Below are 12288 nucleotides of genomic sequence, written 5' to 3' on the forward strand. Positions count from 1 at the left end.
GTCGCCGCAGGGGCCCGCCCTTGGTTTTTCGCCGAGACGTCCTTCACCGCAAACCATTTCAGGGTGCCGACATGAAAGCTTTCAGCCTCGCGCTGGCGATGACCGCCGCGCTGGCGGCCGCCGCGCCGCTGCGCGCGGAACAGGCCGCGCCAAAGCCCGCGGCCGCCAAGGGCGCTCATCCGGCGAAGGCGCAGCAGACCTTCGACATCATCCGCAAGGGCGACAAGATCGGCGTCAACACCGTCGACATCGAGCGCAAGGGCGATCTCGTCACGGTCAAGAACAAGACCGACATTTCGGTCAAGGTGCTGGGCTTCGAGGCCTATCGCTACGCCCATATGAGCAACGAGACCTGGAAGGGCGACCAGCTCGTCGCCTTCTCGTCCCAGACCGACGACAACGGCAAGAAGCACGCGGTCAAGGTCGAGCCGGGCGCGACGCCCGACAAGCTCACGCTCATCGTCGACGGCAAGAAGTCCGAGGAGTCCAAGACGCTGACCCCGGCGACCCTGTGGAGCCGCGCGCTGGTTTCGCGCGCCGACCTGTTCGATCCGGCCGACGGGACCAAGCTCGTCGTCTCCGCGAAGGACCTCGGCGAGGACAAGATCTCGGTCGCCGGCGCCGAGCGCCGCACGCAGCATTACCAGCTCGAAGCGAAAGCTCCGGCCGACTTCTCCCGCGACCTGTGGTTCGAGGGCGACGACCTCGTGCGCATGAAGATGACGGGCTCCGACAAGTCGGTGATCGTCTCCGACCTTGTGAAATGATTTCTGGCGGCCGGGCGAAGCCGGCCGCCAACGCGCCGGCGCGGGTCGTTTAAATGAAGGCCCGCCGGTGGAGGGCCCTCGCGGCCCGGCCGGCGGCTGGAGCGCGTTCGGCGTTCATCGAATCGGGAACGCGCTCCAACATCCTGCTTTTACGCGTTTTCTTAACGTAAAAGTCTGCAGCTTTTACTGAAAATGCTCTAGTTGACCTTCTGCTCGGCGACGACGCGCTCGGCCGCCGGGGCCTGCGCCAGCAGCCCGTCGATGCGGTCGCGCTCGCGCTTGAAGCTCGCCAGCATGCGGCCGTCGAATTCGCGCGTGCGCGCGAGCTTCACCTTCATCGGATCGACGAAATGGCCGTTGACCAGCACCTCGTAATGCAGGTGCGGGCCGGTCGCGAGGCCGGTCTGGCCAAGATAGCCGATGACCTGGCCCTGCCGCACCCGGGCGCCCGGCCGCGCGCCGCGGGCGAAGCCCGACATGTGGTTATAGGTCGTCACATAGCCGTTGGCGTGCTCGATCTCGATGCGCCGCCCATAGCCTGAATCCCAGCCGGCGCTGATGATCGTGCCATTGCCGGCGGCGACGATCGGCGTGCCGATCGGGGCCGCCCAGTCGACCCCGGTGTGCGGGCGGGCGTAGCCGAGAATGGGATGGAAGCGCGTGCCGAAGCCCGAGGTGAATTTGGCGTTGGCGATCGGGGTGCGCACGAGGAACTTGCGCGTCGAGCGCCCTTCCGGATCGTAGAAATCGACGACGCCGTCGTCGGGCGTCTGGAAGCGGTAGTAGCGGAAGCTCTCGCCGCGCGTCGAGATGGTCGCGTAAAGCAGCTGGCCGCGGCCCTCGCCCTCGTCGGCGTCGTCGTAAAAGGCCTCGAAAGAATCGCCCGCGCTGACGGCGCGCTGGAAATCGACGTCATTGGCGAAGACGCGCACCATGTCGTCGATGATCGGACGCGGGATCTCCTGCTTCAGCGCGGTCTCGTAGAGGGAATCGTAAAGGCGCATGCCATTGTCGTCGTCGTCGTCCGCGGCGCGGCGGCGCGCCGGATGCGAGGGCGCCATGACGCGCACGAACTCGCCCCGGTCGTCGACGGCGACGGCGCTTTCGAGCGTCTCGTCCTGATAGACCGAAAGCCGCGCCAGCGTGCGGCCCCCGCCCGAGCCGTCGAGATCGGCGAACAGCAGCTTGACGCGCCGGCCCTCGGGCGCGGGCGATTCGCCCGGCCGCAGGCGGAAGGCGGCGACGACGGCCGCGGCCTTCTGCTTCGAGAGGCCGGCCGCGCGCAGCACGTCCTCGAGCGTCTCGCCATGGCGCACGACGACGAGCCGCTCCTCGGTTCCCGCGCCCTCGGGCGCAGGCGCCGAGCGCGGCACGTCGGTGACGTTCTCGGCCACCATGCGCACCTCGATCGCCGAAAAGGGCGTCGTCTTGATCTCCTCGGCCGGATTGGCGTAGGCGAGCACGCCGGGCAGATTGGCGCGCGCCGTGCGCATCAGCAGCAGCTGCGGCGGCAGGGCGATCTGGCGCGCGCCGACCGCCGCCGTGTTCTTCACATGCTCGGCGATCTGGGCGCGGACCTCCTCGTCGCTGAGCGTGACGTCGGCGATCGTCTCGGGCGCGACGTCCTTGATGGTCCAGGAGGTCTCGGCGTCGTCCTGGAGCGGCTCCGGGGCGACGTCGACCGGATTGCGCGCGTCGGCGAGGATCTTGAGCGGGTTGAACGGCGGCACCTCGTCGGCGAAGCCCGCGCCGCTGGTCAAAAGCGTGGTCTCGACCCGCGTGAAGGCGTGCGAGCGCAGCACTTCCTTGTCGCCGACCCTGATCGTCGTCGGGGCGCGAAAACTCTGCTTGGCGGCGACGATGTCGACCGATTTGACGAGCCGGTCGCCCTTCTGCTGGTTCACGCCATAGTCGAGGGCGATCTCCTGGCGCGGCGCGAGCGCCGGCGGTTCGGGAAAGAAGGCGTCGACGCCGAGCGCGGCATAGACCGCCGCGCCGATCAGCGCCGCGCCGCCGACGCCGGTGAGGATGGTGCCCGAGAACCAGCGCGTCGAGACGCGACGCCGCTCGATCGCCGAATGGCGGCGCCCGTCGGCCTCGATCGGCGGTTCGAAGCCGAGGTCCACCGCGCTCTGAAACCGGCCGAGCCAGAGGCCCGGGACGAAGGGCTGACTGCGCGGCGACGCGTCCATGGTCATCTGGGCCCGATCTTCCTGTCGCGCGATTGAACCGTCCGCGCCGGCTTTAGGCGCCGCCGCCGCGTCGCGCAAGCGATCGGAGCAAGCTTCATATTCTTTTTATTAAGCATTCTTTTACGCGCGGGCGGGTTTCTGGCGGGGCCGGCCGAAACTTCGTCCGCCGGCGGGACTGAACCGCGAGGCCAGCCTGAACGGCGAGGCCAGACTGAATGACGGAGCCAGACTGAACGACGGAGCTTGCGCCGGGATTGACGCGCCGCCGCGGGCGCGGCCCCGCGCCTGACAGGTCAAGGATCTTCACGGACAAGACAAAGCCCGCCGAACATGGCTCAATGGCGGCCGCGCGGCCCCGCCGCGGCCGCCGCCTGCGTGCTTTCCGGGGGGCGCCGGCGCGATTTCCGCGCCGGCGTTTCATTGACATTCGGGCGCGAGGCCTGTAGACGGGAAGGCGCAGCGCGGCTCGCCATGGCCGCGCTTTTCGTTGTCGCGGCGCCCGTTCGTCCGCCGACCGGGGTCCGCAGGACGTCGCGGCGGCGCCAGGCCGGCGCCGGCGGCATGAAGACGCCGCTCGCGGGACCGCCCGCGCGACGAGCCGGGCTTCGCGAGACGCCCGATCCCGGATCAAGGCGAGGCCCCTTGCGCCCCGCCCGCCGTCCGCAACTGCCAAAAAGACGGCCGGCGGAGACATCCGTCAGAGCCGGATCGGACACAAGGACAAAACATGTTCGCAGTCATCAAGACCGGCGGAAAGCAATATAGCGTCTCCGCCGACGACGTCATCACGGTGATGGCGCTCCCGGGCGAGCCCGGCGACGCCGTGGCCTTCGACGAGGTTCTTCTCGTGTCCGGCGAGGCCGGCGCGACCTTCGGCGCGCCCTTCGTGGCCGGCGCCAGCGTCGCCGCCGAGATCGTCGAGCAGAAACGCGGCCCCAAGGCGATCGCCTTCAAGAAGCGCCGCCGCCAGAACTCCAAGCGCAAGCGCGGCCACCGGCAGGATCTCACCGTGGTGAAGATCGTCGGCCTGCCCGGCGCGGCCTGAGCCCGGCGCTCTGGCAGAAATCTTGCTTGCGGCAGCCCTTCGGACGAAGCGGCCCGCGGAGTGAAAAGTTCAATTTTGCGCGCGATGTGCGTTCAGGCGCCCGCCGCATCGAGGATCTGGAGCCAGTTTCATGGCGCATAAGAAAGCAGGCGGCTCGTCCCGCAACGGCCGCGACTCCAAGGGGCGTCGTCTCGGCGTGAAGAAGTTCGGCGGCGAAGCGGTCGTCGGCGGCAACATCATCGTGCGCCAGCGCGGCACGAAGTGGCATCCCGGCGCGAACGTCGGCATGGGCAAGGACCATACGCTCTTCGCCCTCGTCGACGGCAAGATCAAGTTCCTTACCAAATCGAACGGCCGATCCTATGTGTCTGTGGTCGTAGCGGCGCAAGCCGAAGCTGCTGAATAGGCGGAAGCTTTCACGGAAAGCCCCGCCTGATCCCTTAAGACCGGGCGGTCCGTTTTCCTGACGCTTCAAGCCTTTTCATCACGGTCCGCGGACGCGGAGAAGGCGGAAGGAACAGCAGGCTCGCCCGGGCCGTCAGGAAGCGATGCGCGCCGCGCCTCGCCCTGCGCATACCCCGGAGCTGACATGTTCCCTGATCTCGCCACCGACGACATCTTCCGTCTCGAGACCAAGCGCCTGTGGCTGCGCTGGCCCCGCGCCAGCGACGCGGCGGCGGTGAAGGGATTCGCCAGCCTCGCCGAAACCGCGCAGATGACCGCCGAAGTGCCGCACCCCTATCCGTCGGGCGAGGCCGAGCGCTTCATCTTCAAGGCGCGGGCCGACAACGCCAACGGCCAGTCGATGACGCTCGTCGTCAGCCAGAAGGGCGAGGGCCGGCCGGTCATCGGCCTCTCCAGCGCGACCCTCTCTGAAACGGGCCAGATCGAGCTTGGCTTCATGATCGCGCCCGCGGCCTGGGCCAAGGGCTACGCCACCGAGGCGGTGAGCGCCCATGTCGAGGCGCTGTTCGCCCTGACCCGCGCCGACCGGCTCGTCGCCAACGCCCGGATCAACAATCCGGCGTCGCGGCGCGTGCTCGAAAAATGCGGCTTCGTCTATGTCGACACCGGGCTCGACCTGCTGCCGGCGCGCGGCGGGCTGCATCCCTGCGACCGGTTCCAGCTGACGCGCAAGGCCTGGGCGGCGCGGCGCCTGTCGCCGCAGCTTCCGGCCATGGCGCATCAGGCGCCTGATCTGATGGCCGCCGGCCATGCGCGCCTCGCCTCGGCGGCCGAAGTCTAGCGCCCCGGCGCGACGCCAAACCACCGGAGCGCAGGCGCGACCGCTTGCGCTCCGGCATCCCCGCGCCCCGCCTTCATGCAGGGCGCCGCAGTTTTGAACATGAGCGGAACGGCGGCGCGGCCGCCTGACCGCCGCGCAGGCACGCCATGAAATTCCTCGACGTCGCGAAAGTCCATATCCGCTCGGGCGACGGCGGCGCCGGCTGCCTGTCGTTCCGGCGCGAGAAATTCATCGAGTTCGGCGGCCCCGACGGCGGCGACGGCGGGCGCGGCGGCGACGTGGTCGCGCGCTGCGTCAACGGCCTCAACACGCTGATCGACTATCGCTTCCAGCAGCATTTCAAGGCCAGGACCGGCGGCCACGGCATGGGCAAGAACCGCGCCGGCGGGCGCGGCGCCGACGCCGTGCTCAACGTGCCGCTCGGCACCCAGATTTTCGAGGAGGACGGCGAGACGCTCGTCGCCGACCTGACCGAGGAAGGCCAGAGCGTCGTGCTCGCCAGAGGCGGCAACGGCGGCTTCGGCAACGCCCATTTCAAGACCGCCACCAACCAGGCGCCGCGGCGCGTCAATCCGGGCCAGGACGGCGAGGAGCGAACCCTCTGGCTGCGGCTCAAGCTGATCGCCGACGCCGGCCTCGTCGGCCTGCCCAACGCCGGCAAGTCGACCTTCCTTTCGACCGTCAGCGCGGCCCGGCCCAAGATCGCCGACTATCCCTTCACCACGCTGCACCCGCAGCTTGGCGTCGTCTCCTGCTCTGGCCGCGAATTCGTGCTCGCCGACATTCCCGGCCTGATCGAGGGCGCGCATGAAGGCGTCGGGCTCGGCGACCGCTTTCTCGGCCATGTCGAGCGCTGCCGCGTCCTGCTGCATCTCGTCGGGGCCGATTGCGAGCACGCCGGCAAGGCCTACAAGACGGTGCGCCGCGAGCTCGAGGCCTATGGCGGCGACCTCGCCGAAAAGCCCGAGATCGTCGCCCTGTCCAAGATCGACGCGGTCGACGCCGAGACGCTGAAGCAGCAGATGATGCGGCTGAAGCGCGCGGCGAGGCGCACGCCGTTGCGGCTTTCGGCCGCCGCCCATATGAACGTCGACGAAGCCCTGCGCGCGCTTCTGACGACGATCGACGCCGCCAGGGCGCAGGACGCGGCCGACGCCGCGCCCGCCCCCGCCTGGGCGCCGTAAAGCGTTTTCCGCCGAACGCGCGACCCGCGGCGCGTTCGGCCCGCGCCGAAGATTTTCATTTCGCTTCGTTTGATTCCGCCTCGATCGAACCCATGAGCCCCCGCCCGCACGGCGGCCCGCCTTTCAGGGCCGGCGGCCGCGCCGAACCCTCACGCAGTTCCGCCGCATCGGACCCATGACCAGCTCCGCCCCGCCTGAAGCCGCGACGCCCCGGCTCGAAAATTTCCGCCGCATCGTCCTCAAGGTCGGTTCGTCCCTGCTCGTCGACCGCGCGCGCGGCTGCGTCAGGGCGGACTGGCTCGCGAGCCTCGCGCAGGACATCGCCGGCCTGCATGCCCGCGGCGCCGACGTGATGGTCGTCTCGTCGGGCTCGGTGGCGCTCGGGCGCACCGTGCTCGGCCTGCCCGACGGCCCGCTCAAGCTCGAGGACAGCCAGGCGGCGGCGGCCGTCGGCCAGATCGCGCTCGCCCGCATCTGGGCCGAGACCCTCGCCGCGCTCTCCCTGACCGCCGGGCAGATCCTCGTGACGTTCGGCGACACGGAGCAGCGGCGGCGCTATCTCAACGCCCGCGCGACCATCGCCCGCCTGCTCGACCTGCGCGCCGTGCCGGTGATCAACGAGAACGACACGGTGGCGACCTCCGAGCTGCGCTATGGCGACAACGACCGGCTCGCCGCCCGCGTCGCGACCATGGCCAGCGCCGACCTGCTCATTCTTCTCTCCGACGTGCCGGGCCTTTATGACGCTCCGCCCGCCGAAAACCCGCGCGCGAACCTCATTCCCGTGGTCGCGCGCGTGACGGCGGACATCGAGGCCATGGCCGGCGCCGCCGCCTCGCATTTTTCGCGCGGCGGCATGCGCACCAAGATCGAGGCCGGCAAGATCGCCACGACCGGCGGCGCGCATATGCTGATCGCCGACGGGCGCGTCCCCCACCCCGTCGCCCGCGTCGCGCAGGGCGGCCCCTGCACCTGGTTCCTGACCGGATCGAGCCCGCTGACCGCGCGGAAAAAATGGATCGCCGGCTCGCTCGAGCCGCGCGGCGCGCTGCGTCTCGACGCCGGCGCCGAGCGCGCCATTCTCGCCGGCGCCAGCCTGCTGCCCGCCGGCGTGACCCGCGTCGAGGGCGATTTCGCGCGAGGGGATTGCGTGATCATGCGCAATGAGCGCGGCGGCGAAATCGGCCGCGGCCTCGCCGCCTTCGACGCCGGCGACGCGGCGGCGATCGCCGGGCGCAATTCGCATGAGGTCGAGGCGATTCTGGGCGGCCCGCAGCGCACGGCGCTGATCCACCGCGACGACATGGCGCTCGCGGGCGCCCCGGCCTCGGCCTGAAACGGCCGCCTAACCCGCCGGTTCGACCGCGTCGAGCCGCTCCAGCCAATGCGCCGGCAGGCCATGGGCGCGCGCCCCTTCGCGCAGCAGCGTGATATAGCGCAGCGAGGGCCGCCCGTCCTCGGCGGCGCCTTCGGCCACATAGGCGACCGCCGTCACGCTCCCGCCCTGCGCGTCCTCGGCCTCGATCCACGCGGGCCGGTAGCGCCGGCCCGGAACCCCTTCGCTGGCGTCGAGCCGCAGCATGTCGCGCCGGCTGATCTCATAGAGCACGCCCCAGACCTCGGCCCCGGCGCAGGGCTCGATATTGGCCGGCGCGGCCCTGCCCTTCGGCCGCCCTTCGAGATTGAAGCGCAGCCGCCAGCCCTGAAGGCGCCCCGCGCGCCAGGCGCTCGGGCGCATGCCGCGCCGCTCGCGAAAGGCGCCGTCATGCATGTTGGCGCCATAGGCGAAATACCAGACGCGGTCCGCCGGTCGCCCGGCGAGCTCCAGCCCATGGCGCCGGTAGCGCCAGCGCGAGAGCCGCCAGGAGCGCGTCGCCAGCATGACCCAGAGGCGCAGCGCGCGCCGGCGCCAGTCGATCCGCATCGAAGCCGTTCCTCCACGCCGGGGATTGAAGCGGCGCGCATTGCGCAGCCTCCCTCTTTTGCCCTAAGTCTCGACGTGACGCGACATGTCCTGACGACGCGACATGCCTTGCACCGAACCGGACGGACGGACGATGAGCGCACTCGAACTGGTCGAACCGGCCGACGACCTTCATGCGGCCATGGCCCGCCTCGGCCGGGCGGCGCGCGCGGCCGCCGGCCGGCTCGCCCTCGCGCCGGCGCAGGCCAAGGCCGACGCCCTGCGCGTCGCCGCCGCCGCGCTCCGCGCCCGCGCCGGCGAGATCGAAGCGGCCAACGCCGAAGATTACGCGGCGGCCACGGCGCGCGGCACGACGGGCTCGTTTCTCGACCGCCTCAGCCTCGACGCCAGGCGCATCGAGGCCATGGCCCGCGGCGTCGAGGAGGTCGCGGCCCTGCCCGATCCGGTCGGGCGCATGCTCGCCCGTTTCGAGCGGCCGAACGGGCTCGTCATCGAACGCGTCTCGGCGCCGATCGGCGTCATCGGAATCATCTATGAAAGCCGCCCGGCGGTGACCGCCGACGCCGGCGCGCTCTGCCTCAAATCCGGGAACGCCGCCATTCTGCGCGGCGGCTCGGAAAGCTGGCGCTCCTCGGCCCTGATCCACGCCTGCCTGGTCGAGGGCCTGCGCGCCGCCGGCCTGCCCGAGGCCGCGATCTCGCGCGTGCCGACCACCGACCGGGCCGCCGTCGGCGAGATGCTGACGGGCCTTGGCGGGACGATCGACGTGATCGTGCCGCGCGGCGGCAAAAGCCTCGTCGCCCGCGTCGAACGCGAGGCGCGCGTGCCGGTGTTCGCCCATCTCGAAGGGCTGGTGCATGTGTTCATCGACCGCGACGCCGATCTTGAAAAGGCGAAAGCCATCGTGGTCAACGCCAAGATGCGCCGCACCGGGGTCTGCGGCGCGGCCGAGACCCTGCTCGTCGACCGCGCCTGCGCGGCGACGCATCTGAAGCCGCTCCTCGCGGCGCTGATCGCGGCGGGCTGCGAGATTCGCGGCGACGAGGCGGTCCAGGCCGCCGATCCTCGCGTAAACCCCGCGCAGGAAGAAGACTGGCGCACGGAATATCTCGACGCCGTGCTGAGCGTGAAGCTCGTCGACGGGCTCGAAGGCGCGCTCGCCCATATCGCCGCCTTCGGCTCGCATCACACCGACTGCGTCGTGACCGAAAACGCCGCGACCGCCGCGCGCTTCCTGAACGAGGTCGATTCGGCGATCGTGATGCATAACGCCTCGACGCAATTCGCCGACGGCGGCGAATTCGGCTTCGGCGCCGAGATCGGCATCGCCACCGGGCGCCTGCATGCGCGCGGGCCGGTCGGCGTCGAGCAGCTGACGACCTTCAAATACAGGGTTCATGGAGACGGACAGACGCGCCCGTGACGCGCCCGCCGTCGCGCGCGCTTCCGCCGCATGGGCCGGGCCTGCGCGTGGGGCTTTTTGGCGGCAGCTTCAACCCGCCGCATGAGGGCCACGCCGCCGTCGTGCGCCTCGCGCTGCGCCGGCTCGCCCTCGACGCGGCGTGGCTGCTCGTCAGCCCCGGCAATCCGCTGAAGGACGCGCGCGAGCTCGCGCCCCTCGCCCTGCGGCTTGCGCAGGCGCGCGGGCTTACGCGCGATCCGCGCGTCAGGGCGACGGCGATCGAGGCGGCGACAGGGTCGCGCTACAGCGTCGACGTCGCGCGCTACCTCATGAGGCGCTGCCCCGGAACCCGCTTCGTCTGGATCATGGGCGCCGACAGTCTCGCCTCCTTCCACCGCTGGCGACGCTGGCGCGAGATCGCGCGGCTGATGCCGATCGCCGTCGTCGACCGGCCGGGCTCGACCCTGACCTTCGGCGGCGCGCCCGCCGGCGCCTTTCTGGCCCGGTTCCGCATCGACGAGTCCCGCGCCGCGCGCCTCGCCGGGATGACGCCGCCGGCCTTCGTGTTCCTGCACGGACGCCGCTCGCAGGCGTCCTCGACGGCGCTGCGGGCGGCGCGCAAAAAAAGTTTTGACCCGGCGCCGGAATTGGCCTCCTAATCGCCGGGTTTCCAGACGAAGTCACTTTCATTGTCTTTTTTGAGCGCAGCCTGTCGTTTGGGGTCGACATGACATTGCCTGTGATCGCCGACGGCGACTGCATATCGAACACGATCATCGGGGAAACCATAATCTTTCCGCACACCCGCGAAAGCGTGAGCGTGGCGGAGGTCGAAATCGTGCTCGCGCGCGGCGCAAGCCGGAAGGCGCGGCGCGCCGAGCCGAACGCGCTCATCGAGATCGAGGTGACGGAGGGGGCGCTGTCGGTCGTCGTCGGCCGGTCGGGGCGAACGCTGCTCGCAGGCGAGCGGATCGCCATTCCGCCGCGCGCGGCCTACGCCTATGGCAACGGCCATGACGACGAGACGCGTCTGAAGCTGCGCTATCGCCCGGCGCGCCAGTATCTGCGCTTCCTGCTCAACCGGGCGCTCGGCGCCGCCGCGCATCCCGAATGGCATGACGCGCGGGGCGAGCCGCGCCTGCTGCTGCGCGCCCTGACGCATCAGGCCTATCCGGGCTATTTCTATACGACGCAGGCGCCGATTTTCCTGCAGAAGGCGCTTTTCGCGGCGCTCGCCCCGCTCGCGCGGCTCAAGGGCTACAGCCTCGCCGTGCCGCCGCGCCCGACGCCGAGCTCGCACGCCATGTCGGGCTTCTTCCGCCGCTAGGGACAAGGCCGACCAAACGGTCTTCCGCTCCATCCCTCTGGCTCCGTTGGCCTTTTGGCTCCGTTGGCCTTTTGATTTCGTTCGACGCCGTGCGTCCGCCTGGCCCGAAGCCCTGCCGCGGCGCGGACGGACGCTCGGGCGTCCGGCCTGAAGCGGCCTCATCGAACCGGACGCGGCCGGACGGCGGATTTTGCGCCAAAGGTTAAGAACTGGTTAGCAAAAGCGTTTCGCCGACCGATTGCTTCTCCTGCAAATTCAAGGGGCAAAGAGCGGCGATCCGCCGCGCCCGCGATGCGCCGAAAACCGATTGCTGCACTTGCGAAACGGCGGGCGCGAAGGCATATCTCAAGCCAGTCAGAGACGCCGCCCGCGCCTGAAGCGCGGGAGGGGGGAACGGCGCGCTTCATCGGCGCGCCGCAATGACGCGTCGCCCGCGCCAACTCGCCTGCCGGGGCGCGGACGCGTCAAGCTTCGGTCAACTCTGATCGCGGAGACTGTGACCATCGACGGCGCGAAAAGACGCCGCCCGGCGCCCCTGCGAAGCTTCGGCTTCCTCCGGGCGCGCGACTCTGGCAGCGACGAGGCCCGACGTTCATGAACATGCCGATCAGACGACAAGACCGCCACCACATCATCCGCCTGCCCGCCGGCGAGCGGTTCCAGCTGCGCTATGTCCGGCCGGACGACAAGGAGCGGCTCGAAGAAATGTTCTCGCACGCCTCCCCCGAGGACGCGCGCTTCCGGCTGCTCGGCGCCGTCCATGGCTTCGCCGCGCATATGGCCGAGAAATTCGTCCATCTCGACCCCGAGACCGAGGTCGCCATCGTCGCGACGAGCCTGCCCGACGTGCAGCCCGAAGAAATTTACGGCGTCGTCCACATCGCCCAGGACCGGCCCGACGCCGACACCGCCGAATATGACGTGATGGTGCGCTCCGACTTCAAGGCGCACGGGCTCGGCTATCGCCTGATGACCGAGATCATCCAGTGCGCGCGCCGGCGCGGGCTGAAGGGCGTCACCGGCTATATCTCGCCGGACAATTCCAAAATGCTCCTCATGGCCAGCGAGCTCGGCTTCGTCGCGCGCCGCGGCGAGGAGAACCTCGTCGAGGTCAAGCTTGATTTCGACGAATTCGACCGCCGCCTCGAGGAGGAGCTCGGCTCCGACTGAGCCGCCGAGCGCCTGTTTCGCCGCGCTGGCG

12 protein-coding genes are annotated in these 12288 nt (G+C 70.0%); 10 read left to right on the forward strand and 2 right to left on the reverse strand.

Annotation, left to right across the window (positions count from 1 at the left end):
- Positions 1-71: 71 nt before the first annotated feature.
- Complete coding sequence (locus ACILRB_RS13775) at positions 72-767, forward strand: DUF6134 family protein (RefSeq protein ID WP_395666867.1); 696 nt, start codon at positions 72-74, stop codon at positions 765-767.
- Between the two features lie 197 nt (positions 768-964).
- Here the strand turns inward: ACILRB_RS13775 and ACILRB_RS13780 are convergent, their stop codons facing one another.
- Complete coding sequence (locus tag ACILRB_RS13780) at positions 965-2965, reverse strand: M23 family metallopeptidase (protein ID WP_395666868.1); 2001 nt, start codon at positions 2963-2965, stop codon at positions 965-967.
- Positions 2966-3686: 721 nt separating this feature from the next.
- Between ACILRB_RS13780 and rplU the strand changes: the two genes are divergently transcribed.
- The 5 genes from rplU (at position 3687) to proB (ending at position 7770) form a co-directional block, all read left to right on the forward strand.
- Positions 3687-4004, forward strand: a complete 318-nt coding sequence (gene rplU, locus ACILRB_RS13785) for a 50S ribosomal protein L21 (protein WP_395666869.1) — start codon at positions 3687-3689, stop codon at positions 4002-4004.
- A 130-nt stretch (positions 4005-4134) separates the two neighbouring features.
- Positions 4135-4410 carry a 50S ribosomal protein L27 gene (gene rpmA, locus ACILRB_RS13790; RefSeq protein ID WP_395666870.1) on the forward strand — a complete coding sequence of 92 codons (276 nt, stop codon included), beginning with the start codon at positions 4135-4137 and terminating at the stop codon, positions 4408-4410.
- A 183-nt stretch (positions 4411-4593) separates the two neighbouring features.
- Positions 4594-5250: a GNAT family N-acetyltransferase gene (locus ACILRB_RS13795; protein ID WP_395666871.1), complete on the forward strand. Its 657-nt coding sequence runs from the start codon at positions 4594-4596 to the stop codon at positions 5248-5250.
- Between the two features lie 146 nt (positions 5251-5396).
- Positions 5397-6434 carry a GTPase ObgE gene (obgE, locus tag ACILRB_RS13800; protein WP_395666872.1) on the forward strand — a complete coding sequence of 346 codons (1038 nt, stop codon included), beginning with the start codon at positions 5397-5399 and terminating at the stop codon, positions 6432-6434.
- 175 nt (positions 6435-6609) lie between these two features.
- Positions 6610-7770, forward strand: a complete 1161-nt coding sequence (gene proB, locus ACILRB_RS13805) for a glutamate 5-kinase (protein WP_395666873.1) — start codon at positions 6610-6612, stop codon at positions 7768-7770.
- A gap of 9 nt (positions 7771-7779) precedes the next feature.
- On the opposite strand, the gene ACILRB_RS13810 is transcribed toward proB, so the two are convergent.
- Positions 7780-8358: a gamma-glutamylcyclotransferase family protein gene (locus ACILRB_RS13810; RefSeq protein WP_395666874.1), complete on the reverse strand. Its 579-nt coding sequence runs from the start codon at positions 8356-8358 to the stop codon at positions 7780-7782.
- 133 nt (positions 8359-8491) lie between these two features.
- On the opposite strand from ACILRB_RS13810, the gene ACILRB_RS13815 reads away from it, so the two are divergent.
- The 4 genes from ACILRB_RS13815 (at position 8492) to ACILRB_RS13830 (ending at position 12257) form a co-directional block, all read left to right on the forward strand.
- Positions 8492-9781: a glutamate-5-semialdehyde dehydrogenase gene (locus tag ACILRB_RS13815; protein WP_395666875.1), complete on the forward strand. Its 1290-nt coding sequence runs from the start codon at positions 8492-8494 to the stop codon at positions 9779-9781.
- Positions 9778-10419, forward strand: a complete 642-nt coding sequence (locus ACILRB_RS13820; protein WP_395666876.1) for a nicotinate-nucleotide adenylyltransferase — start codon at positions 9778-9780, stop codon at positions 10417-10419. Before ACILRB_RS13815 ends, ACILRB_RS13820 begins: the two co-directional genes overlap by 4 nt.
- Positions 10420-10487: 68 nt before the next feature.
- The gene (locus ACILRB_RS13825) at positions 10488-11087 is read left to right on the forward strand and encodes a hypothetical protein (protein ID WP_395666877.1); all 600 of its coding nucleotides are present in this window, start codon (positions 10488-10490) and stop codon (positions 11085-11087) included.
- 594 nt (positions 11088-11681) lie between these two features.
- Entirely contained in the window at positions 11682-12257 is a 576-nt protein-coding gene (locus ACILRB_RS13830; RefSeq protein WP_395666878.1) for a GNAT family N-acetyltransferase, read from the forward strand.
- The last annotated feature ends 31 nt before the right edge of the window (positions 12258-12288 follow it).

The organism is Methylocella sp., assembly GCF_044226135.1.
GTDB lineage: Bacteria > Pseudomonadota > Alphaproteobacteria > Rhizobiales > Beijerinckiaceae > Methylocapsa.